The following is a 21,090-nucleotide window of genomic DNA, read 5'->3' on the forward strand; positions in this document are numbered from 1 at the left end:
TGGTGACGGGATATAGGGTGACTGGATTTCCCGCGGTGAGTTGGGCCCGATGATCGACATGCCCATGATCGACACGCCGTCGCCCAATTTCGATGAGCGTAGCCTGCCGGTGTCGATGCTGGTGTTGCACTATACCGGCATGCCCGACGCCGCGAGCGCGATCAACTGGCTCGCCAATCCCGAATCCAAGGTGTCCGCCCATTATTGCGTGACCGAAGATGGCCAGATCATCCGCATGGTGGCGGAGGACAAGCGGGCCTGGCATGCCGGCCGCTCCCGCTGGCGCGGGGTCGAGGATATTAATTCTGCCAGCATCGGCATAGAGATCGTCAATCCCGGGCATGAGTGGGGCTATCGGCCGTTTCCACAGGCGCAGATGGGATCGCTGATCCCGCTCATCCACGACATTGTCGGCCGCCACGGCATCACGCGCGGCAATATCGTCGGGCACAGCGACATTGCCCCCGCGCGCAAGCAGGACCCGGGCGAGCTTTTCCCCTGGGGCCAGCTTGCCCGCCTGCGCCTCGCGCTGCCTCGCCCGACGAAGAACCTGATGGACCCGCACTGGACCGATGGCGGCTTCATGCTAGCGCTCGAACGCTTCGGTTACGACATCACCGATCCGCAGGCGGCGGTCATCGCCTTCCAGCGCCGCTTCCGGCCCGAACTGATCGACGGGGTCATATGCGGCGAATGTCGCGCCATCCTGCTCGCGCTGCTGCTGCCCAAGCCGCGCGGCGACGAATAGCGTCTGAGAGACTGTTGAGAAATCGCGAAAGAGCGTTTCTGTTGGCGGCACCGGCCCGCTCCCCCGCCCAACCACCCGACAGGATGATACTCGATCGGGTGGTTGGGCGGGGGAGCGGGCCGGTGCCGGCTTTATTCCAAAGAAGTCTGATGACGCGCCACCCCGATGCGTGTAGTGGCGGCGACGCCAGAGGGCCGGGCGGCCGCGGCGTGGCGGGTAACTTCCACGGCGAGGAAAGTCCGGGCTCCACGAAATGACGGTGCCGGCTAACGGCCGGCTGGAGTGATCCAAGGGACAGTGCAACAGAGAGAAGGTCGCTAAGGTTTCGACCCAGTGACAGTGAAAGGGTGCGGTAAGAGCGCACCGCGCCCCCGGTAACGGGCGGCGGCATGGTAAACCCCACCGGGAGCAAGACCGAATAGGGGCGGCGCGCGGACGCAAGTCCGCTAGGCATTTTTCGGCCGAGACCGCCCGGGTTGGTTGCTTGAGGGCCGGAGCAATCCGTCCCCTAGAGGAATGGTCGCCTATCTCCGAGAGGAGTGGACAAAACCCGGCTTACAGGCCCTCTGGCATTTTTTATTGCTCTGCCGGCGGTGCGACGACCATCACTTTCCGCCGCTGATCGGCGCTGTGCGCGCTATTCGGCCGATCGGGGTGGCATTCGGCGCGAAGCTTCCCTAGTTTGCACCCATGGCACGCAACAGCAGATCGAATGACTGGGGTTTCCCCCGCTGGCGCGCCTATGGGGCTTCGCGCGAGGCGCAGCAGCTGCGCATGTGCGACCGCTATGGCTGCGACCAGCCGGGTGACTGCCCTGCGCCGAAATCACCCAACAGCCCGGAACGCTGGTATTTCTGTTCCGAACATGCCGGCGAATATAACCGCAACTGGGACTATTTTCAGGGGCTGGACGACGAAGAGCGCGCCAGTCGCGAACGCGACGAGCGGCGCGACGCGGGCGGCTTTCAGGGCAGCGCCTATCATAGCTGGGGTGGGCCCGGCGACGGCAGTCGCTCGCGCGACGAGATGCATGCGTTGCAGGCGCTCGACCTTGAAGATGATTCGGATTTCGAGGCGGTCAAGAAAAGCTGGCGGCGGCTCGCCAAGGAATATCATCCCGACGTAAAGCCCGGCGACGCGCAGGCCGCCATGCGTTTCCAGACGATTCAGGCCGCCTATGAAGTGCTGCGCGCGGCCGAGGAGCGGCGCACCTGGAAGCCCCGCGGCGCGTCCGATTGAAGGATCATGTCCGCTCCAACTGGCGCAGCGCCGTGCTGGTCTGCCGCAAATGCTCCAAAAAGCTCGACGGCGGTTTCGGTCCCGACGGCGACGAGCGGCTGGCGAGGGCGCTGCGCAAGCATCTTGCGCTGCGCAAGGGGCGCAAGGCTGCGGCTGGCGTGATCGAGGTCGGATGCCTGGGCGTGTGCCCCAAAGGCGCTGTCACGGTGATCGACGGCGCGGACGCCCGCGAATGGCTGCTGGTGCGTCCCGGCGCCGACCTCGATGCGCTCGCCGGCACGCTGCATCTGGTCGACAATGATCCGCCCGCCGTGTGACGCGACGGGCGGATAGTCGCTTCAGCCCGGCTGGTCGGCCCGGCTCGCACCCTCACCGTCGAGGTTCAGCGCGACGAAATCCCAGTCGATCGCTTCCTTGAGCAGCTTTTCGGCATAGTTGGGCCGCAGGTTGCGATAGTCGATATAATAGGCATGTTCCCACACATCGAGGATCAGCAGCGGCGCGTCGCCATGCGCGACCGGCGTGTCGGCGTCATGATAGGAGGTGACCGCAAGCTTGCCATCCTTGAGGACCAGCGCCGCCCAGCCGCTGGCGAAATGCCCTACGGCTTCGGCCTTCAGCTTGTCGAGCAGCGCATCGACCGACCCGAAGCCTTCATTGATGAGGTCGAGCAGTTTGCCCGACGGCTGCTTCTTTTCGGGGCTGAGCGACTTCCAGTAGAATGTATGGTTCCAGATCTGGCCGACCTGGTTGAACAACCCGCCCTTGGCGACCTTGATCAGCTCGACCAGCGATTTGCCTTGGAAGGCAGAATCGGCGGCGATCAGCTCGTTCGCCTTCACGACATAGGCGTTGTGATGCTTGCCATGATGATAATCGAAGGTTTCGGCCGACAAAATGTCGCCAAAGGCGTCCTTGGCATAGGGCAGGTCAGGCAAAACAAAGGCCATGTAGGGTTCCTCGGATAATGGATACAGCGCGCATAACGACGATGCGCGCCGAAAGGGTCCTTCCCCTCTAGCAGTGATGTTGCACTGCGAAAAAGTGGATTGTTCGATCCGACCCTACGGAAATATCCATATGACAGGGACGAAACGATGCGCTACCTTCGCGGTCAAGCCCGTCTGTATGACCGGGCGGGCATAAGGGGGAGAAGCATGGCAAAATTTTTCGGTAATCTGCATCTGGTACTGGTCGCGGGGCTAGTGCTCGCGCTGGCGGTCATCGTCGCGGTTCCTGCAAATGCGGTTCCTGAACAGGCGATCCTGCGCTGGTTGCACCTGTTTTTCGGCATCACCTGGATCGGCCTGCTTTATTATTTCAACTTCGTTCAGATACCGACCATGCCCAAAGTGCCGGCGGAACTGAAACCGGGCGTGTCGAAATTCATCGCGCCGTCGGCCTTGTTCTTCTTCCGCTGGTCCGCCGCGCTGACGGTGCTGACCGGCCTGATCATCGCCTGGCGCAGCGCCTATCTGGTCGAGGCGCTGACCTTCCAGCCCGGCTTCGTGCTGATCGGCATCGGCATGTGGCTAGCGCTCATCATGGCATTCAATGTATGGTTCGTGATCTGGCCGAACCAGAAAAAGGCGCTCGGTATCGTAACGGTGGATGACGCGGCCAAGGCCAAGGCGGCGACCACCGCGATGATCTTCTCGCGCACCAATACGCTGCTGTCGCTGGCCATGCTGTACTGCATGATCAATTTCAACGGCGGTTGAGCAAAGGGAGGCGGGCGCTTGTCGCGTCCGCCTCATCCCTGCGGCGGGGTTGTCTCGCCAATCTCTTCACTGTCCAGCTTTTCGCCCAGGCTCAGGCCATGGCGCAGCAGCATGGGCACGTTTGCGGCGGCGAACAGCACCGAAATGACGGTGATGCCCCACACCTTGACCGCCAGCCACGCGTCGAAGCTCATCGAGCGGCGCATCGCCTCGTTTGCGACGGCCATCGCGACGAAGAAGAACGCCCAGTTGCGCGACAGCTTGCTCCATCCCTCGTCGGTCAGCCCGTCATAGGCGGCCTGAAGCAGATATTTGAGCAACGGCTTGCCCCGCAGCAAACCGCCGAACAGCATCACCGCGAAAAAGGCATAGATGATCGTCGGCTTGATCTGGATGAAGCGCTGGTCGTGGAAATAGATGGTCAGCCCGCCGAAAAACAGGATCAGCATCGCCGACAGCCACAGCATCGGCGACACGCGGCCCAGTTTCACCTTGGAAATGATAACGGCGATGATGATCGCGGCCATGAACGCCCCGGTGCCCAGCGTCATCGCGGCAATCGCATTGCCAGCCCCCCACAGCCACCCCGCGCCCTTATAGGTCAGGAAAAACACCAGCAGCGGCCCGAAATCGAGCGCCAGGCTGAGATTGCCGCCATGGGCGGGTTTGGTGGCAGGGGTGGCGTCGGCCATCATGTACTCCGTCATCCCAGCGAAGGCTGGGATCTCACTTCTTTTGAAGCGGGTTGAAGAAAAGAGATCCCAGCCTTCGCTGGGATGACGAAATGGTGGTGAGGTCCCGTTTCTCACCGCGCATAAGCGGTCCCGGCGATCGCCCGCGCCATGTCGCCGGCATCGAACGGGCGCAGATCCTCGATCTTCTCGCCCACGCCGATCGCATGGATCGGCAGGCGATATTTCTCCGCCGCCGCCACCAGCACGCCGCCACGTGCGGTGCCGTCCAGCTTGGTCATGACGAGGCCCGTCACTTGCGCGACCTGTTTGAAAACCTCGATCTGGTTCAACGCATTCTGTCCCGTGGTGGCATCCAGAACCAGCACAACGTCGTGCGGGGCCGCCGGGTTCAATCGGCTGAGCACGCGGCGGATCTTCGCCAACTCGTCCATCAGCTCGGTCTTGTTCTGGAGCCGGCCGGCGGTGTCCACGATCAGCACGTCGATTCCGGTCGCGGTGGCCTGCTTCACCGCGTCGAACACGATGCCCGCCGCATCGCCGCCTTCCTTGCCTGCGACGATCGGCACGCCCAGCCGCTCGGCCCAGATTTTGAGCTGGCCGATGGCGGCGGCGCGGAACGTATCGCCCGCCGCCAGCATCACGCCATAATCCTGCTCCAGGAAATTATGCGCCAGCTTGGCGATGGTGGTCGTCTTGCCAGACCCGTTGACGCCGATCACCAAAATCACCTGCGGCCGGGGAAAGGCCTCGATCTCCAGCGGGCGGGCGACCGGAGCCAGCACCTTCTCGATCTCCTCCGCGATGATCTCGCGCAGATACTCCTCGGTCAGTTCGCGGTTGAAGCGTCCTTCGGCGAGCCGCTCGCGCACCCGCGCGGCGGTCGCCGGGCCAAGGTCGCTGACGATCAGCGCTTCCTCGATCTCGTCGAGCGTCTGGTCGTCGAGCGCCGCCTTGGTGAACAGGCCGGTGAGATTTTCGCCCAGCTTGTCGGACGTGCGCTTGAGTCCCCCGAACAGGCGGTCGCGCCAGGATGATTCAGCCATATCGTACCACTTTCATCCGTCATTCCCGCGCAGGCGGGAATCCATGTCGCCTTCGGCATGGCCTTCGCGACGAGCAGCCGGAGTCGCCGCGCGCCCGAACATTACGAGGCTGTGCAAAATCATGCGGCCTCTTGCGCGATCAACGTGCCATTCTCAAGGGCGCTGATCGTCCCGCGCACGATTACGCCGGCGGTTCGCGCCCCCGCAAACCGCACTGGCGCGAAATTTTCCGCATGGCCCGACTGCCCGCTGCGCTCGACCAGCACGGACTGGGTCGATCCGACCAGCCCCCGCAGCCAGCCGGCGCGCTGCGCCTCGCATGCCGTCCGCAGCCGTGCCGCCCGCGCCTTGATCGTCGCACGATCGACCTGCGGTATGCGCGCGGCGGGCGTTCCCGCGCGCGGCGAATAGGGAAAGATGTGGCCATGAACGATGTCACAATCGGCGATCAGGCGCAGGCTGTTCTCGAACATCGCCGCATCCTCGGTCGGAAAGCCGGCGATGATGTCCGCGCCGATGCTGATGTCCGGCCGCGCCGCCTTCAGCCGCTCGACGATGCGCACCGCGTCGGCGCGGGCATGACGGCGCTTCATCCGCTTGAGGATCATGTCGTCGCCCGCCTGCAACGACAGATGCAGATGCGGCATCATGCGCGGTTCGTGCGCGATCAGCGCGAACAGCCGCTCATCGATCTCCACGCTGTCGAGCGACGACAGGCGCAGGCGGGGCAAGTCGGGCACGCCCTTCAATATCCGCTCGACCAGCAGCCCGAGCGAGGGCTTGCCCGGCAGATCGGGGCCGTAGCTGGTGACGTCGACCCCGGTCAGCACGATTTCCCTATGCCCCGCGTCGACCAGCGCCTTCGCCTTGTCCACCACCGCGCCCGCCGGCACCGACCGGCTGTTGCCCCGGCCAAAGGGGATGACGCAAAAGGTGCAGCGATGGTCGCAGCCATTCTGCACCTCCAGAAAAGCGCGGGCATGATCGGCAAAGGCGGACGCCAAATGCGGCGCGGTCTCGCGTACCGTCATGATGTCGGCGACGCGGATTTTGGGGTCAAAGGCCGACCCGAAAATCCCGTTCGCTTCGAGCGACGTCGAGAAGTCCGATCGAGCGAAGTCGAGATCAGCAGCGTCGGATATCTTTGACTTCGCTCGATCCCCTGTCTCGACGTCGTTAGACACGAAAGGAAGGGGAGGGGCGCTGTAGCTTGCAGCCTCCATCTTCTCCCGATTACCCAGCACGACATCCACCTCGGCCATCGCCGCGAAGGTCTCCGGCTCGGTCTGCGCCGCGCAGCCCGTCACCACGATCCGCGCATCGGGCCGCGCGCGCCGCGCCCGCCGGATCGCCTGCCGCGTCTGGCGCACCGCCTGCGCCGTCACCGCGCAACTGTTGACGACGACCAGATCATCCTGCCCGCCCGCCATGTCGCGAATGGCCTCGCTCTCCGCGATATTGAGCCGGCAGCCCAGGGTAATGACCTCGGGCGGCATCAGAACCGGTCCCAGTCGGCCTCGCCGTCGAAGACATGGGTGGCCGGGCCGGTCATGCGGATCGATCCGCCCGGACGCCATTCGATCTCCAGGTCGCCGCCCGGCAGGCTGACCGTCACCGGCCCGGTCATCAGCCTGCGCCGCACCGCCGCCACCGCCGTGGCGCAGGCCCCGGTGCCGCACGCGCGCGTCAGTCCAGCGCCGCGCTCCCACACGATCAGGCGGATATGGTTCTCGCCCACGATCTGCGCGAAATTGACGTTCACGCGGGCGGGAAACAGCGGATCATGTTCGATCAGGGGGCCGAGCCGTTCGATCTCCACCGCGTCCAGATCGTCGACGAAGAAGATCACATGCGGATTGCCGACATTGACCGCGGCGGGCGGGGGCAGGTCCTCCCAGCTTGCGCTCATGGTCAGCGAATCCATCGGATAGGCGAGCGGGATCGCATCCCACTCGAAACGAGGCGCCCCCATATCGACGCTCGCGCCGCCGTCGACCGCCTGGGCATCGAGCAGCCCCGCCTTGGTGCGGATCAGCACGTCGCGGCCAAGGAACAGCGGCACGCAGCGCGTCGCATTGCCGCACGCCTCGACCTCGCTGCCGTCGGCATTGAAGATGCGCATCGACACGTCGGCCGCTTCATCGCCCCCGTCGGGCGCGCCGATCAGGATCAGCTGGTCGCAACCGATACCGGCATGTCTGTCGGCGATGGCCTGCGCGCGCGCAGGCGTCATCGCGACGCCACCCGCGCGCGCGTCGATCACGACGAAGTCGTTGCCCAGACCATGCATCTTGGAAAAGCGGCTCATAATGGCCGCGCATGTAGGCGTAGCGGCGGCAAAAATCCAGCGCTTCGCCCGGCCGCTGTCCTACACGACGCCCGCTATGCTAGACCGTATCCAAGGCTCTTTCGCATCGTCCATCCTTTCAGCCTCCATCGTAATATTATTTCAATCCCAAGCAATAAATGGGCGAAATGTGCGGGAAATATGCGAAGTTAAGCGGTTCTGGCCCGGCGCGCGGGGCGCAGGGCCAGGCTTGCGATCGCGCCCGGCCTGCGCTAAAGGCCCGCCAGCAATCGGGCGGCTTGCCGTTCGAGACCCTGACATATCCATTGAGCGCGCACCCCGGTGCATAGGGCGCTTTGTATGGACGCTGGCCGGCGAGGTTTCGCCCGCCGGCGATTTTGTCGTTTACGGGGTCATGCCATGTTTTCCGGGTCTTAGCGCCCAATTGAGGTGATGATGTTCGATTCGCTGAGCGATCGTCTGGGTGGGGTATTCGACAAGCTTCGGGGGCGCGGCGCGCTGTCGGAGGACGATGTCCGCGCCGCGATGCGCGAGGTGCGAATCGCGCTGCTGGAGGCGGACGTCGCGCTCCCCGTGGTGCGCCAGTTCGTCGATCAGGCGACCGAACGCGCCGTCGGCAGCGACGTGCTGCGCTCGGTCACGCCCGGCCAGATGGTCGTCAAGATCGTATCGGATACGCTGACCGAGACGCTGGGGTCCGAAACGTCGGAGCTTCTGATCGACGTCACGCCGCCCGCCGTCATCATGATGGTCGGTTTGCAAGGCTCGGGCAAGACGACGACCACCGCCAAGCTCGCCAAGCGGCTGAAGGAGCGCGAGCGCAAGAAGGTGCTGATGGCGTCGCTCGACGTCCAGCGCCCCGCCGCGCAGGAACAGCTTGCGGTGCTCGGCGCCCAGATCGACGTGGCGACTCTGCCGATCGTCGCCGGGCAGCAGCCGGTCGATATCGCCCGCCGCGCGCTCCAGTCGGCCAAGCTCCAGGGCTTCGATGTCGTGATGCTCGACACCGCCGGCCGCCTGCATGTCGATCAGGCGCTGATGGACGAGATGAAGGCTGTCGCCGATGTCGCGACCCCGGCCGAAATCCTGCTGGTGGTCGATTCGCTGACCGGCCAGGACGCGGTCAATGTCGCAACCAGTTTCACGACTCAGGTGCCGCTGACCGGCATAGTGCTGACCCGGATGGATGGCGACGCGCGCGGCGGTGCGGCGCTGTCGATGCGTGCGGTCACCGGCCGTCCGATCAAATTTGCTGGTACCGGCGAAAAGCTGGACGCGATCGAACCCTTCCATCCTCAGCGCGTGGCGCAACGCATATTGGGCATGGGCGATGTCGTGTCGCTGGTCGAACGCGCGGCGGAATCGATCGACGTCGAGGAAGCCGACAAGCTTGCCAAGAAAATGGCCAAGGGCCAGTTCGACCTCAATGACCTGCGCGCGCAACTGAACCAGATGAGCCGCATGGGCGGCCTTGGCGCACTGGCCGGCATGATCCCCGGCCTCAAAAAGGCGCAGGCGGCGATCGCGTCGAGCGGCGCCAACGACAAGACGCTGGTCCATCTCGACGCGATGATCGGGTCGATGACGCCCAAGGAGCGCGAAAAGCCCGCGCTCATCAACGCCAAGCGCAAGATCCGCATCGCCAAGGGCGCCGGCACCACGGTGCAGGACGTCAACCGCCTCCTGAAAATGCATCAGGAAATGGAAGGCGCGATGAAGAAAATCCGCAAGATGGGCGGCCTCAAGGGGCTGGCCAAGATGTTCGGCGGCGGCGGGCTTGAGGGCATGTTCGGCGGCGCTGGCGGCGGGGCGGGCGGCCTGCCCGGACTGGGCGGTGGCGGATCGACGCCCGGCCTGCCACCCGGCTTTCAGAATTTCATGAAGAAATAATCGTTTCAACAGATCAGATTACAAAGAAAGGTTTACTCCATGGCAACGTCCATTCGTCTCTCGCGCGGCGGTTCCAAAAAGCGTCCCTATTACCGGATCGTCGTGGCCGACAGCCGTTCGCCCCGCGATGGTGCGTTCATCGAGCGCATCGGCAGCTTCAACCCGCTGCTCGCCAAGGATGACGAAAAGCGCGTCGTGCTGAATGTCGAGCGCGCCAAGCATTGGGTTGCCGTCGGCGCGCAGGCGTCCGATCGCGTCGCTCGTTTCCTAGACGCCGCCGGCGTTCAGGAGCGCAAGGCGAGCAACAACCCCAAGAAGGGCGAGCCGGGTCAGAAGGCCAAGGATCGCGCCGAGGACCGGGCGACCAAGCTGGCCGAAGCCGAGGACGCCCGCAAGGCCGCCGAAGAAGCCGCCAAGGCACCGGTTGAAGCACCTGCCGAGGCCGCTGCCGAGGAAGCGCCTGCCGAAGCCGTCGCTTCCGAAGAACAGGCCGAGGGCTGAACCCCTTGACCGATCTCCCTGTCACCCTGGCCGCTATTATCGGCGCGCATGGCGTGACGGGCGAGGTTCGGCTGAAATTGTTCGGCGAGGGGGCAGAGAGCCTCAACGCCTATAAGAGCTTCGATGCCGCTGGCCGCACGCTGACGCTTACGTCCGTGCGGCCCGGTTCGAATGGTGCGGTGGCGCGCTTCGCTGAAATCGGCGATCGCGGCGCGGCCGATGCGCTGCGCGGCACCGTGCTGACGGTGCCGCGATCCGCCCTCCCGCCGCTGGACGAAGGCGAATATTATCATGTCGATCTGATCGGACTGCCCTGCACCTCGAGTGAGGGCGCGGCTCTGGGACAAATCGTCGCTATCGAGAATTTCGGCGCGGGCGATATCATCGAGATCGAGCGGCCCCCGGTGGACGGCAAGGCCGGCAAACGCTTCATGGTCGCGATGCATGCGGTGACCTTGGAGGATGCGGGCGCGGTGGTCGACGCCGCTTTCGTGGAGTGACGGGCGTGCCCCTCGTTCCTAAACTCGTTCTGGGTCTTTATCTGCTGTTCCTGCTCGCCGCCGGCTGGCGATTAGGGAGCATCGGCTGGACGATCCGGGTGAAATTGGCGACGGCGCTGGCGCTCGCCGTGCCGGTGCCGCTGCTTTTCATCATCCCGGCGCTCATGCGGGACAGCGCCTGGTCGGACCTGCTGATCCGGTTCGGACTGACCCTGCTCGTCTGCGGCGTTCTTTGCCTCGCTGGCGGCTTTTCGGCGGCAAGGCTGCGCGCGCGGCGCTCGTGACGTTCACAGCGCAGGTCCTGACCCTCTATCCCGAAATGTTTCCGGGGCCGCTCGGCATATCGCTCGCCGGGCGAGCGTTGAGCGAGGGGATATGGTCGTGCAGTCCCGTTTCGATTCGCGATTTTGCCACCGACCGGCATCGCACGGTGGACGATACGCCTGCGGGCGGCGGCGCGGGCATGGTGCTGCGCGCCGACATCGTTGCGAGGGCAGTAGATCATGCGCTGGCCCAGCGGCCCGACCTGCCGGTGCTGGCGATGACGCCGCGCGGCCAGCCGATCACGCAGGCGCGGGTCCGGGCGCTGGCGCAGGGGCCGGGCGCGACCATATTGTGCGGCCGGTTCGAGGGGTTTGACGAGCGTTTGTTCGACGCGCGGCCCATTGAGCAAGTCAGCATGGGCGACATCATCCTGTCCGGCGGGGAAATGGGCGCGCTGATGCTGCTCGATGCTTGCATCCGTCTGTTGCCCGGTGTAATGGGCGCGGCTTCCAGCGGGGATGAGGAAAGCTTCGAAAGTGGCCTTCTTGAATATCCGCATTATACCCGGCCTGCTTTGTGGGAAGGGCGCACGATCCCTGAAGTGTTGCGATCGGGGGATCATGCGAAAATCGCCGCCTGGCGGAAACAAAGGGCGGAAGATGACACACGGCTAAGGCGGCCGGACCTTTGGGAACGTCATATCGGCGTTCGGGACCAGTCGCCCTCTGGTGCGCAGCGCATGAAGAAGGACTAAGTCACATGAACTTGATCCAGCAGATCGAGGCCGAAAATATCGCGGCTCTGGCCAAGGATATCCCCGAATTCCGCCCTGGTGACACGCTGCGCGTCGGCGTGAAGGTCATCGAAGGCGAACGCAGCCGTGTCCAGAACTATGAAGGCGTGTGCATCGCGCGTTCCAACAAGGGCATGGGGTCGAACTTCACCGTTCGCAAGATTTCGTTCGGCGAAGGCGTCGAGCGCGTATTCCCGCTCTATTCGCCCAACATTGATTCGATCACGGTCGTTCGCCGTGGCGTCGTGCGTCGCGCGAAACTCTATTATCTGCGCGGCCGGACCGGCAAGCGCGCCCGTATCGCGGAACGTCGTGACGTCCGTAGCGAGGGCTAAGCTTTCATTAACTGTCCTTGACAGTTGCAGAAATGATACAGGCGGCATCCTTTGGGGATGTCGCCTTTTTCGTGTCTTTTCTTAGGCTTAATCTCCACTGTCGCGGTGGCCGCTATCGGGTGAGCGAATAGATTTTGCCGCACTGCCGAAATTCCATTTCTCAGATGGCGGATTTATGTCAGCCTTCCGTTTCTAGTTATTGTCCGATGTTTTCAAGCTCACTCTGAAGAGATTGAGTGGTGTCTCGCATCGTCTGATGGGGATTAAAAGCTACAGGCAGGATTGCGATAATAATAAATGGGAGAGGCCTCTTCATAAGAAATATAGGGGGCTGTTTCATGAAGTATAAATCTGTTGTTTCTCGCGCCGCGATTGCTGCAGCCATAGTCTATTCCATGCCAGCATTTGCTCAGGATGCTGCGCCGCAGGCGGCGGCCGTCGACGAGGGCGCTGCGATAATCGTTACAGGGACGCGCGCGTCGGGTGTAACCGCAGCCGAAAGCAGCGCACCGATCAAGGTGATCGACAGCAGTGCGCTTGAGAAAGTGGGTCAGCCCAACCTCAACCAGGTTCTCACCCAGCTGGTGCCTTCCTTCACGGCCCAGGCTTTTGGTGGCGACACGGCGAACCTGACCCTGTCGGCCCGGCTGCGTGGCCTCAGCCCCAACCATGCGCTGATCCTCGTCAACGGCAAGCGACGCCATGGCACATCCAACCTGCATGTCCTGAGCGGCCCGTATCAGGGCGGCGCGGCACCCGATCTTGATATGATCCCGCCTGGTTCGATAGCGCGCATCGAAGTGCTGGAAGACGGCGCGGCAGCCCAATATGGGTCCGATGCAATCGCGGGCGTCATCAACATCATCCTCAAAAGCGACAAGGACGTGATTTCGGGAAATTTCACTGCGGGCCAATATTATAAAGGCGACGGCACGACTTATTCCGGTAGCATCACCTTCGCGCCTGACGTGGGGCCAGACAGCTACCTCAACTTCACCATGTTCCATCGCTTTCACGGTTTTTCGCAACGTGGAGGCGTTGATCGCGGCATTTATAATCGCGACGGGTCGATCCGTACGGATATATCCGCCGCGCATCAGGCGATGGCCGCCATCGGCCTGCCTGGCGCTCCGAACACCAACCGCATCGTCGGCGACGCCCGTTCCACGCTCACCACCATCGTCTATAATGCCGGTCATGATTTTGGCGGTGTCGAACTCTATGCCTTTGGAAGCTACGGGCGCCGTCAAGCGAGCGCCTATGAAAATTACCGGCAACCGTGGCGCGTGACTCGCTCGCCGGTGCTTGGCGTAGCGGGTGAGCAGATTCTCGTCAGCCCTACGGGCTTCAATCCGCGCGAAGCGACGAAGGAGGATGATTTCTCCAACACCGGCGGTATTCGGGGCGAAAGCGGGGGTTTTCGCTGGGACATCAGCACGACTTACGGTCAGGATTACGCCAAACTTTACACGCTGGATTCCGCCAACCGCAGCCTGTTCATCAATACCGGCACAACCCCATCCAATTTCTACGACGGCTTCCTCAAGGCGTCCGAATGGACGAGTAACCTCGATATCGCCAAGGAATTCGAACTCGGTATGGCGTCGCCCGCTAATCTTGCATTCGGTGCCGAATATCGCAAAAATAGCTTCACGATAGGTCGGGGTGATTTTGCCTCTACTTATTTCGAAGGGGGCCAGTCCTATCCCGGTTTCCTCGCCACCGACGCGGGAAAACACACGCGCAATAACAAGGCGGCTTATCTCGATCTAGCGCTGAACCCGGTTGAAATATGGAAGATCGATGGCGCCGTACGCTTCGAGGATTATAGCGACTTCGGCACCAAATGGACCTGGAAGGTGACCAGCCGGATCGATTTCAGCGATCAGATCGCGGTGCGCGGTACCATCAGCACGGGATTCCGGGCTCCGTCATTGCTCGAATCCTTCTACAGTTCGACCAATGTCGGGCCGACATCGGCCTATGTGCAATTGCCGCCAAACTCCGCCGCAGCCAAATTGCTGGGCTATGATGATCTGAAGCCCGAAACATCGAAAAATCTCAGCCTCGGTCTGGTGCTGCGCCCGGTGGACAAGTTGAACATCACCGTCGATGCCTATCAGATCAAGCTGAAGAACCGGATCGTGGGCACTGGGTCAATTCAGGGCCTAGCTGGCGGCACGGTCGTCGACCAGTCGGTGCTCGACGCCATTGCCGCGCATGGCAATGTGCTCGATCCCTATGTGTTGTCGATCGGCGATGCCGGCATCAGCCTGTTCACCAATGGCGCAGATACCCGCACGCGCGGCGTGGACGTGACTGCCGCTTATACGACGCCGGTTGGCGATGGGAGCATCCTTTGGTCGCTGTCGGCCAATTATAATGAGACGAAGATCAAGCGGCTGCGCATTCCCGCCGACCTGTATGCCGCCGACGCTCGCAGCATCCTGGAGGACGCTTCGCCGAAATATAAGGTGATAGCGGGGGCCCTGTTCTCGCTGGGAGGGTTCAGCTTCAACTTGCGCGAGACCTTCTACGGCAAGACGTCGCAGGTCGTCATCTTCGGTAACACGACGCCGACGGTCCGGGTCGGTGCGGCGGCGATCACGGATCTTGAAGCCAGCTACACGCTTAACGACAGCATCACGCTGACCGTGGGCGCGAACAATCTGCTCAACAAGAAAGCCGACACCATGCCCAATGATGCGGACGATTTCCCCATCGACGGGGCCCGCGTGCTGGACGCACCGCTCAGCATCTCGCCCTATGGGATCAACGGCGGCTATTATTACGGTCGGATCAGCTTCAAATTCTGATACTGTCGGTCAAATCGGAAGGGCGGCTGCTTGCGTGGCCGCCCTTTTTCATACCCGATCCACCCGGATTCAGCCGATTGTTTTCCGACGCGCCGCGCGGCTGGTCCACCAAAGCCCTGCCAGGCTGACTGCTGCCGCCGCGGACATATAGAGACCTACAAAGGCGATCCCCTGCACCGCGATCAGCCAGGTCGCGACGATGGGCGCGAGCGCGCCGCCAAGGATGCCTCCTAAGTTGAACGAAAAGGATGCGCCGGTGTAACGCAGCTGCACCGGAAACAACGCGGGCAGATAGGCCCCGAGAGGGCCGTATACGAAGCCCATCAGGAACAGGGCAAGGCTAAGGATTGCGAAGATCGACAGCAATTCGCCGGTGCCCATTGCCGGTCCAAAGATCAGGCCCATTAACACCGTACCGACACAGCCGATCGCCAGGACTCGCGTGGGGCTTGTCTTGTCCGCCCACCAGCCCGCGATGACGATGCTGAGCGCCATGAACAGAATCGCGCCGAGCTGAATGCCAAGGAAGCTTTCCCGGTCGATTTTGAGTGTGGTCGTTCCATACCCCAGCGCAAAGGCGGTCGCGATATAATAGACCGCGAAACAGGCGACCACGGCGAAGGTGCCGGCGATCGCCGCGCCCAAATGGCCCGAAAGTAGCGCGCCGATCGGCAGGGCCGGCGGCGGGGCCTCTGCGCGCGCGGCGGCGAATTCAGGCGTCTCGGTGAGCTTGAGGCGGACCCACAGGCCCAGGAGAACCAGTACCGCGCTGCCAAGAAACGGCAGTCGCCAGCCCCAGGCGAAGAAATCCGCGTCCGATAGAAACGCACCCAGCAGCAGAAAGAGGCCGTTGGCGGCCAGGAAGCCGACCGGCGCGCCGAGTTGGGGGAACATGCCGAAGCGCGCGCGCCAGCCGGATGGCGCATTTTCCACCGCCAGCAATGCCGCGCCGCCCCATTCGCCGCCCAGCCCCAGTCCCTGACCGAAACGCAGGACACACAGTATTAAAGGGGCCCACCATCCGATCATCTGATAAGTTGGCAGAAATCCGATCAGCAGCGTGCATCCGCCCATCAGCATCAGCGATGTCACCAGCGTCGCCTTTCGGCCTACCCTATCGCCATAATGACCGAAGATGGCCGCGCCGAGGGGTCGGGCAAAGAAAGCCAGCGCCAGGCTGCCATAGGAGGCGAGCAACTGTGCCGAGGGCGAGGAGGACGGAAAGAAGAGGGAGGGGAAGATGAGGCTCGCGGCGGTCGCATAGATATAGAAATCGTAAAATTCGACCGCCGTGCCGATGAGGCTTGCCGACAGCACGCGCTTGTGCCGCCACATGGCGCTCGTTCCGGTCGCCGCTTCCTTCCCGTCCCCCGCCATATTCTATCTCTTCCGTTTCTGATTCAGCAGTTCATAGGCCATGACGGCGGTTGCGACAGCCGCGTTCAGGCTGTCGGCCTTGCCCAGCATCGGCATTTTGACGAGCAGGTCGCACTCGGCCTCATAGGCTTCCGGCAATCCCTGCGCTTCGTTGCCGACCAGCAGAAAAGAGGGGCTTGCGAAGCGTGGCTCCTGATAATCCTGGGTGGCCTTCAGGCTGGTGCCGATCAACTCGCCGGGGCCGTCCCGCAGCCAAGGCACGAAATCCTCCCATCGGGTTTGCGTGATCGACTGCGTGAACAGCGCCCCCATGCTCGCGCGCACGGCTTCCACGGAGAAGGGGTCGACGCAATCGTCGATCAGGATGATGCCACCCGCACCCACCGCGTCGCCAGTGCGCAATATCGTGCCGAGATTGCCCGGATCGCGCAGCGACTGCGCGACGATCCAGATGTCCGCCTTGCCTCGATCCAGCACAGCGAGGGGGACCAGCCTGTCGCGATAGACGCCGACGACCGCCTGCGCATTGTCCTTGCCTGAAATCTTGGAGAGAATGTCGGGCGTGGTTTCGATCACCTCGCCGCCAGCGCACTCCATTGCCGCGATCAGGTCCTGAGCTAAGGGGTGCGTCGAGCCGGCATGGAACAGCATCTCGGGCAGCACGCCTTCTGCGCGGGCTTCGGTCAGAATGCGCAGGCCCTCGGCGAGGAACAGCCCCTCGGCCTTGCGATATTTCTTTTCGCGGAGCGACCGAACGCGCTTGACCAGCGGGTTGGAAAATCCGGTGATTTCGCGTGCCACGGTTGCGCCAGTCCCCTTGGAGCTTCCGCCGGAGGGCGGAGGAAGCCGCCTCTCTATCCGGGCAGGACGCAAAAGGGTAGGGGCGTCGGCTCAGGCGGCGGGTGCGGCGACTTCGATGGCGCGGCGCGCGATCCTGGCGATCACGGGCGTTCTTGCCAGCACTTCCCCATCGATCGAGATTTTCTGTCCGGGCCTGGTGTCGATTCGAATGCTGGCTCCGCGAAATTCTTCCGTATGCGCGTTGCGGTCGCGCAGCTTGAAGAATTTCGCGTACCAATCCCACGCCAGTCGGGTATGGCTCCGGCCGACGACCGCCTGCACCACCAGTTCGCCGCTGTCGACGGTAGCGTCATCGGACAGTTCGACGCCGCCATGATAGGGGCCGTTGAGAATGCGGACTTCCGTCGCCCACATGCGCCGTTCGCCGCTGCCATCGTCGATGGTCAGGCGGAAGGCCCGAAATCCGATGGAGCATTTGACCGCCCAGAGCAGATAGCCGATCCGGCCGAGATAGCGTTTGAGCTTGTGCGGCACGGTGTCGCCGATCATCGGCGATAGGCCGAGAGAGGCGGCGTTGACGAAATAATCCTCGTCGATCATGCCAAGGTCGATTCGGCGGCGCTGGCCCGTAGCGAGAATGGCGACTGCGCCTTCAAGGTCGAGCGGCAGTCCGAGCGTGCGGGCGAAACTGTTGGCGGTGCCGAGCGGGAGCACGCCGAACACGCAATCCCTGCCGACGAACTCGTCGACCGTGCCCGACATCGATCCGTCGCCGCCGCCGACGATGACCATCGGTGCGCCATCGGCAATCGCGCGCTGGACGGTGGCGTTCATCTGTTCCGGATCCTTGACCGCGTGAGCGGCGATTAGGGTGACCCCGGCGGCCTCCAGCGCGGTGCGGGCTGTGTCGAACATGGCCTCGCCCTTGCGGGAGTGGGCGTTCACGACAAGGGTGGCTTCGCGAGGGAGCGGTCTGGTTTCCATGCCGCCACAACTCGTGAGGTTGTTCGGGGGTCCGCGCGCAACCAGAAATGCCCACGCTCGTTAGAGCGCCATGGCCCGAATCGCGCATCTTTCCGACATTCATTTCGGGGCTAATGACCCCAAGATCGTATCCGCCACCGAAGCCTGGCTGACGGAGCGTCAGCCCGATCTGGTGATCATCAGCGGTGATTTCACCCAACGCGCCAAGGTCGAGCAGTTCAAGCAAGCGTCGGTCTGGCTCAACCGGCTGCGGGGCGCCGGGCACCGGGTTCTGTCTGTTCCGGGTAACCACGACATTCCGCTCTATGACGTGTTTCGTCGCTTCGGCGCGCCTCTCGATCGGTACAAGCGCTATATCGACAATGATCTCTGCCCATGGTTCGAGGATGACGAAGTCGCGATCCAGGGCCTCAACACGGCGCGGTCGCTGACGATCAAGGATGGGCGGATCAACCATGACCAGATGCGGATGCTGCGCGAGCGGTTCGCCGATGTCAGGCCTGAAAAGACCCGCATCCTGGTGACCCATCATCCCCTGTTTGCAATGCCGATCGGCAAGGGCGGCGAACTAAGCGAAGCGGTCGGCCAGCATGACGATGCGGTCAAGGCGGTGTGCGAGGCCGGCATCCACATCGCGCTCGCGGGCCATTTTCACCGGACCTATGCGGAAGCGGCAGACAGGATGGTGGCCAATGCCGGCGGCGCGCTGGTAATTCAGGCCGGAACGGCAACCTCGACGCGACTGCGCAATGCCGAACCGCAAAGCTTCAACTGGCTGCATGTTCGCCACCATAACGAGATCGAGCTTCAGGTTGTGGTATGGGACGGCGCCAGTTTCCAGCGCGGCCACCATGTTGAATATCGGCGGGCGAACATGATGTGGACGGCGCGCGAGATGGCGGATGCGCCGGTGCCGGGCAAGGCGGTGGCGGAGAAGGGAGCCGCGGGGTAGCTATTCCTCGCCGAACTTGTCCTCGACGAGCATCACCAGCTTGCCGAGCGCATCATGCGCTTCGGGCCCCGTGGCGCTGATGACGATCGAATCGCCCATCGCCGCGCCGAGCATCATCAGGCCCATGATCGACGTACCGGTCACTTCGCTGCCGTCCTTGCGGACCGTGATCTGTGCCGGAAGGCCGCTTGCCAGGGTCACGAACTTCGCGCTGGCGCGGGCGTGCAGGCCGCGCTTGTTGCTGATCAGGACTTCCTGGCTCAATTCATTCATGTCGTACTGCCCAACAATTCCGATGCCACACTGATATATTTCTGCCCCGCCTCGCGAGCGGCGGCAACCGCGGCGCGCACGTCCATCACCTTGCGGGCGCTTTCCAGGCGGATCAGCATGGGCAGGTTGATGCCCGCAATCACCTCGATCTCGCCCGCCTTGAGGAGCGAGATGGCGAGGTTGGAGGGCGTTCCTCCGAACAGATCGGTGAGCAGGATGACGCCGCTGCCGTCATTGACGCGCGCGACCGCGGCCGCGATGTCGGCGCGCCGCAATTCCATATCATCCTCCGGCCCGATGCAGATCGTTCCGATCTGCTGCTGCGGCCCGACGACATGTTCCATCGCGATGACGAATTCCGTCGCCAGCGATCCGTGCGTTACGAGTACCAGTCCGATCATGTGCTTGTATGGCCCACCTGCGTCATGATGTTGCTTTCGGGCCTCCCGGACGGCGCTTCTCCAGGGCGTCCTGGGGCGCTGATTCCATATTGCGGTGCGAGACCGTGGGCGAAAAGCCCGCATCTTGCAAGCGTCTGGCGACCCGCCTTGCGACATGGACCGAGCGATGCCGCCCGCCAGTGCAGCCGAAGGCCACCGTGACATAGGTCTTTCCCCCATCCGCATAGCGCGGCAACAGGGTCAACAGAAGATCCTCGATCTTTGCCAGGGCGTCCTCATAGGCCGAATCCTGCGCGATATAGGCGGCTACGGCCGGGTCCTCTCCGGTAAGGGGCCGAAGCGCATCGTCCCAGTGCGGATTGCGCAGGAAGCGCATGTCGAACATCAGGTCCGCGTTGCGCGGCACGCCGCGTGAAAAGCCGAAGGACAGAATGGTCAGTACCGGATCCGACAGTCGTTCGCGCGAGAACCGGTCGCGGATAGCCTGCTGAAGAGCATTGCTGCTAAAGCTGGTCGAATCGATGACCTGAGTCGCCCATCGGCGCAGCGGCTCCGTCAATTCGCGTTCGCGAGCGATGCCATCGACGGCCGGGCGGTCCAGCGCGAGCGGGTGGCGACGCCGGGTTTCGGCGAAGCGGCGCTCCAGTTCCGCGCCCGAACAGTCGAGGAACAATGTTTCGATATCATGACCATGGCGTTCGCGTAGCGCCTTGATCCGCTGCACGATGGCGTTGGCGTCGAAACCCCGGGTGCGCGCGTCGATGCCCAGCGCAAGGGGGCGGTCATCCTCGCCGCCATGACCTGCGGGCAGCGGCGTATCGAGCAACCGGTCGAGCAGGACCAGCGGCAGATTGTCCACGACCTCCCAGCCGATATCCTCCAGCGTCTTGAGCGTCGTTGTCTTGCCTGCGCCCGAAAGGCCCGACACGAGCAGGATCGACTTGGGCTGGCTGGTCGTCATGCGGCGCCCCACATTTTCAGGGCAAGTTCGACCTTGATCGGGGCCGACGCTTCAAGCGCGGCGAGCTTAACGACGGGGATATCGACGCCCGCTATCGCGCGCATAAGGGGTTCTGCAGGCATTCGCTCGACCTTGTCGAACAGGTCCACCAGCAGCGCGACCGGCGCGTCCGCATGGGGCATGGGCACGATACCGATTCCGCGCACCTCCATGCACCCCGCGATCGTTTGCGGAGCGGTGGCGATCAGTTGGCCCTCGATGCGCTTGACCAGCGTGTAATCGTCGCTGATCAGGATCGCGCCTCGGTCGATCAGGCGCAGGGCGAGATCGGACTTGCCCGTGCCGCTGACGCCGGCCAGCAGCACGGCGCGGCCGTCGATCGCCACCGTGGTCGCGTGAAGCGTATCGGATGAAAGTGATCGCGCCATATCCCCGCCATCTTCTAGCGGTTGTTGGGGGCTGTGGGAATGGAATTGCAGCGCCGTCCC

At 63.2% G+C, this 21,090-nt stretch carries 24 protein-coding genes and 1 other RNA gene; 13 read left to right on the forward strand and 12 right to left on the reverse strand.

Annotation, left to right across the window (positions count from 1 at the left end):
- Positions 1 to 49: 49 nt before the first annotated feature.
- From WG907_RS02675 to WG907_RS02690, 4 genes are all read left to right on the forward strand, one after another.
- A complete protein-coding gene (locus WG907_RS02675) occupies positions 50 to 748 on the forward strand; it encodes an N-acetylmuramoyl-L-alanine amidase (protein ID WP_340231037.1) in 699 nt (232 codons plus the stop codon).
- A gap of 186 nt (positions 749 to 934) precedes the next feature.
- Positions 935 to 1,322: RNase P RNA component class A (gene rnpB, locus WG907_RS02680), an RNA gene on the forward strand.
- A gap of 116 nt (positions 1,323 to 1,438) precedes the next feature.
- Entirely contained in the window at positions 1,439 to 1,987 is a 549-nt protein-coding gene (locus WG907_RS02685; protein ID WP_340231038.1) for a J domain-containing protein, read from the forward strand.
- A complete protein-coding gene (locus WG907_RS02690; RefSeq protein ID WP_340231040.1) occupies positions 1,984 to 2,304 on the forward strand; it encodes a (2Fe-2S) ferredoxin domain-containing protein in 321 nt (106 codons plus the stop codon). The genes WG907_RS02685 and WG907_RS02690 overlap by 4 nt, the downstream gene beginning before the upstream one ends.
- A gap of 21 nt (positions 2,305 to 2,325) precedes the next feature.
- Here the strand turns inward: WG907_RS02690 and WG907_RS02695 are convergent, their stop codons facing one another.
- Positions 2,326 to 2,937 carry a superoxide dismutase gene (locus WG907_RS02695; RefSeq protein WP_340231042.1) on the reverse strand — a complete coding sequence of 204 codons (612 nt, stop codon included), beginning with the start codon at positions 2,935 to 2,937 and terminating at the stop codon, positions 2,326 to 2,328.
- A 207-nt stretch (positions 2,938 to 3,144) separates the two neighbouring features.
- On the opposite strand from WG907_RS02695, the gene WG907_RS02700 reads away from it, so the two are divergent.
- Positions 3,145 to 3,708 (forward strand): urate hydroxylase PuuD, encoded by a 564-nt coding sequence (locus WG907_RS02700; protein WP_340231043.1) that lies wholly within the window; start codon positions 3,145 to 3,147, stop codon positions 3,706 to 3,708.
- A gap of 32 nt (positions 3,709 to 3,740) precedes the next feature.
- On the opposite strand, the gene ispZ is transcribed toward WG907_RS02700, so the two are convergent.
- From ispZ to dapF, 4 genes are all read right to left on the reverse strand, one after another.
- Complete coding sequence (gene ispZ, locus WG907_RS02705) at positions 3,741 to 4,400, reverse strand: septation protein IspZ (protein ID WP_445326753.1); 660 nt, start codon at positions 4,398 to 4,400, stop codon at positions 3,741 to 3,743.
- Between the two features lie 113 nt (positions 4,401 to 4,513).
- A complete protein-coding gene (gene ftsY, locus WG907_RS02710) occupies positions 4,514 to 5,446 on the reverse strand; it encodes a signal recognition particle-docking protein FtsY (protein ID WP_340231044.1) in 933 nt (310 codons plus the stop codon).
- Positions 5,447 to 5,565: 119 nt separating this feature from the next.
- Positions 5,566 to 6,942: a tRNA (N(6)-L-threonylcarbamoyladenosine(37)-C(2))-methylthiotransferase MtaB gene (gene mtaB / locus WG907_RS02715; protein WP_445326754.1), complete on the reverse strand. Its 1,377-nt coding sequence runs from the start codon at positions 6,940 to 6,942 to the stop codon at positions 5,566 to 5,568.
- On the reverse strand, positions 6,942 to 7,754 hold the full coding sequence (dapF, locus tag WG907_RS02720; protein WP_340231045.1) for a diaminopimelate epimerase: 813 nt from the start codon (positions 7,752 to 7,754) through the stop codon (positions 6,942 to 6,944). Before dapF ends, mtaB begins: the two co-directional genes overlap by 1 nt.
- 432 nt (positions 7,755 to 8,186) lie before the next feature.
- Here dapF and ffh point away from each other — a divergent pair, with 432 nt between their 5' ends.
- The 7 genes from ffh to WG907_RS02755 all read left to right on the forward strand — a co-directional run bounded on the left by ffh (position 8,187) and on the right by WG907_RS02755 (position 14,853).
- Complete coding sequence (ffh, locus tag WG907_RS02725; protein WP_340231046.1) at positions 8,187 to 9,644, forward strand: signal recognition particle protein; 1,458 nt, start codon at positions 8,187 to 8,189, stop codon at positions 9,642 to 9,644.
- 39 nt (positions 9,645 to 9,683) lie between these two features.
- A complete protein-coding gene (gene rpsP, locus WG907_RS02730; protein ID WP_340231047.1) occupies positions 9,684 to 10,145 on the forward strand; it encodes a 30S ribosomal protein S16 in 462 nt (153 codons plus the stop codon).
- A gap of 5 nt (positions 10,146 to 10,150) precedes the next feature.
- On the forward strand, positions 10,151 to 10,645 hold the full coding sequence (gene rimM, locus WG907_RS02735; protein WP_340231049.1) for a ribosome maturation factor RimM: 495 nt from the start codon (positions 10,151 to 10,153) through the stop codon (positions 10,643 to 10,645).
- A gap of 5 nt (positions 10,646 to 10,650) precedes the next feature.
- Positions 10,651 to 10,929 (forward strand): hypothetical protein, encoded by a 279-nt coding sequence (locus WG907_RS02740; RefSeq protein ID WP_340231050.1) that lies wholly within the window; start codon positions 10,651 to 10,653, stop codon positions 10,927 to 10,929.
- Positions 10,926 to 11,663 carry a tRNA (guanosine(37)-N1)-methyltransferase TrmD gene (gene trmD, locus WG907_RS02745; protein ID WP_340231806.1) on the forward strand — a complete coding sequence of 246 codons (738 nt, stop codon included), beginning with the start codon at positions 10,926 to 10,928 and terminating at the stop codon, positions 11,661 to 11,663. Before WG907_RS02740 ends, trmD begins: the two co-directional genes overlap by 4 nt.
- A gap of 5 nt (positions 11,664 to 11,668) precedes the next feature.
- Complete coding sequence (rplS, locus tag WG907_RS02750) at positions 11,669 to 12,037, forward strand: 50S ribosomal protein L19 (protein WP_340231052.1); 369 nt, start codon at positions 11,669 to 11,671, stop codon at positions 12,035 to 12,037.
- Positions 12,038 to 12,375: 338 nt separating this feature from the next.
- Positions 12,376 to 14,853 (forward strand): TonB-dependent receptor plug domain-containing protein, encoded by a 2,478-nt coding sequence (locus WG907_RS02755; protein ID WP_340231053.1) that lies wholly within the window; start codon positions 12,376 to 12,378, stop codon positions 14,851 to 14,853.
- A 69-nt stretch (positions 14,854 to 14,922) separates the two neighbouring features.
- Here the strand turns inward: WG907_RS02755 and WG907_RS02760 are convergent, their stop codons facing one another.
- The 3 genes from WG907_RS02760 to WG907_RS02770 all read right to left on the reverse strand — a co-directional run bounded on the left by WG907_RS02760 (position 14,923) and on the right by WG907_RS02770 (position 18,015).
- Positions 14,923 to 16,230, reverse strand: a complete 1,308-nt coding sequence (locus tag WG907_RS02760; RefSeq protein ID WP_340231054.1) for an MFS transporter — start codon at positions 16,228 to 16,230, stop codon at positions 14,923 to 14,925.
- 3 nt (positions 16,231 to 16,233) lie between these two features.
- Complete coding sequence (locus WG907_RS02765; protein WP_340231055.1) at positions 16,234 to 17,031, reverse strand: TrmH family RNA methyltransferase; 798 nt, start codon at positions 17,029 to 17,031, stop codon at positions 16,234 to 16,236.
- A 90-nt stretch (positions 17,032 to 17,121) separates the two neighbouring features.
- Complete coding sequence (locus WG907_RS02770) at positions 17,122 to 18,015, reverse strand: diacylglycerol/lipid kinase family protein (RefSeq protein WP_340231056.1); 894 nt, start codon at positions 18,013 to 18,015, stop codon at positions 17,122 to 17,124.
- Between the two features lie 70 nt (positions 18,016 to 18,085).
- Here WG907_RS02770 and WG907_RS02775 point away from each other — a divergent pair, with 70 nt between their 5' ends.
- Positions 18,086 to 18,967: a metallophosphoesterase family protein gene (locus WG907_RS02775; RefSeq protein ID WP_340231057.1), complete on the forward strand. Its 882-nt coding sequence runs from the start codon at positions 18,086 to 18,088 to the stop codon at positions 18,965 to 18,967.
- Here WG907_RS02775 and WG907_RS02780 read toward each other — a convergent pair whose 3' ends face one another.
- The 4 genes from WG907_RS02780 to WG907_RS02795 are packed head-to-tail and all read right to left on the reverse strand — an operon-like array spanning position 18,968 to position 21,030.
- A complete protein-coding gene (locus WG907_RS02780) occupies positions 18,968 to 19,240 on the reverse strand; it encodes an HPr family phosphocarrier protein (protein WP_340231059.1) in 273 nt (90 codons plus the stop codon). It lies immediately after the preceding gene.
- Positions 19,237 to 19,641, reverse strand: a complete 405-nt coding sequence (locus WG907_RS02785; protein ID WP_340231060.1) for a PTS sugar transporter subunit IIA — start codon at positions 19,639 to 19,641, stop codon at positions 19,237 to 19,239. The genes WG907_RS02780 and WG907_RS02785 overlap by 4 nt, the downstream gene beginning before the upstream one ends.
- A gap of 22 nt (positions 19,642 to 19,663) precedes the next feature.
- Positions 19,664 to 20,602, reverse strand: a complete 939-nt coding sequence (gene rapZ, locus WG907_RS02790) for an RNase adapter RapZ (protein ID WP_340231061.1) — start codon at positions 20,600 to 20,602, stop codon at positions 19,664 to 19,666.
- Positions 20,599 to 21,030, reverse strand: a complete 432-nt coding sequence (locus WG907_RS02795; protein ID WP_340231063.1) for an HPr kinase/phosphorylase — start codon at positions 21,028 to 21,030, stop codon at positions 20,599 to 20,601. The genes rapZ and WG907_RS02795 overlap by 4 nt, the downstream gene beginning before the upstream one ends.
- Positions 21,031 to 21,090: the final 60 nt, after the last annotated feature.

It is taken from the genome of Sphingobium fluminis, assembly GCF_037723805.1.
Taxonomy (GTDB): domain Bacteria; phylum Pseudomonadota; class Alphaproteobacteria; order Sphingomonadales; family Sphingomonadaceae; genus Sphingobium.

Coding starts and splice junctions, on each gene's coding strand:
- WG907_RS02675 (WP_340231037.1), top strand. CDS start 50: ATGATCGACATGCCCATGATCGACACGCCGTCGCCCAATTTCGATGAG.
- WG907_RS02685 (WP_340231038.1), top strand. CDS start 1,439: ATGGCACGCAACAGCAGATCGAATGACTGGGGTTTCCCCCGCTGGCGC.
- WG907_RS02695 (WP_340231042.1), bottom strand. CDS start 2,937: ATGGCCTTTGTTTTGCCTGACCTGCCCTATGCCAAGGACGCCTTTGGC.
- WG907_RS02700 (WP_340231043.1), top strand. CDS start 3,145: ATGGCAAAATTTTTCGGTAATCTGCATCTGGTACTGGTCGCGGGGCTA.
- ispZ (WP_445326753.1), bottom strand. CDS start 4,400: ATGGCCGACGCCACCCCTGCCACCAAACCCGCCCATGGCGGCAATCTC.
- ftsY (WP_340231044.1), bottom strand. CDS start 5,446: ATGGCTGAATCATCCTGGCGCGACCGCCTGTTCGGGGGACTCAAGCGC.
- mtaB (WP_445326754.1), bottom strand. CDS start 6,942: ATGCCGCCCGAGGTCATTACCCTGGGCTGCCGGCTCAATATCGCGGAG.
- dapF (WP_340231045.1), bottom strand. CDS start 7,754: ATGAGCCGCTTTTCCAAGATGCATGGTCTGGGCAACGACTTCGTCGTG.
- ffh (WP_340231046.1), top strand. CDS start 8,187: ATGATGTTCGATTCGCTGAGCGATCGTCTGGGTGGGGTATTCGACAAG.
- rpsP (WP_340231047.1), top strand. CDS start 9,684: ATGGCAACGTCCATTCGTCTCTCGCGCGGCGGTTCCAAAAAGCGTCCC.
- rplS (WP_340231052.1), top strand. CDS start 11,669: ATGAACTTGATCCAGCAGATCGAGGCCGAAAATATCGCGGCTCTGGCC.
- WG907_RS02755 (WP_340231053.1), top strand. CDS start 12,376: ATGAAGTATAAATCTGTTGTTTCTCGCGCCGCGATTGCTGCAGCCATA.
- WG907_RS02760 (WP_340231054.1), bottom strand. CDS start 16,230: ATGGCGGGGGACGGGAAGGAAGCGGCGACCGGAACGAGCGCCATGTGG.
- WG907_RS02770 (WP_340231056.1), bottom strand. CDS start 18,015: ATGGAAACCAGACCGCTCCCTCGCGAAGCCACCCTTGTCGTGAACGCC.
- WG907_RS02775 (WP_340231057.1), top strand. CDS start 18,086: ATGGCCCGAATCGCGCATCTTTCCGACATTCATTTCGGGGCTAATGAC.
- WG907_RS02780 (WP_340231059.1), bottom strand. CDS start 19,240: ATGAATGAATTGAGCCAGGAAGTCCTGATCAGCAACAAGCGCGGCCTG.
- WG907_RS02785 (WP_340231060.1), bottom strand. CDS start 19,641: ATGATCGGACTGGTACTCGTAACGCACGGATCGCTGGCGACGGAATTC.
- rapZ (WP_340231061.1), bottom strand. CDS start 20,602: ATGACGACCAGCCAGCCCAAGTCGATCCTGCTCGTGTCGGGCCTTTCG.
- WG907_RS02795 (WP_340231063.1), bottom strand. CDS start 21,030: ATGGCGCGATCACTTTCATCCGATACGCTTCACGCGACCACGGTGGCG.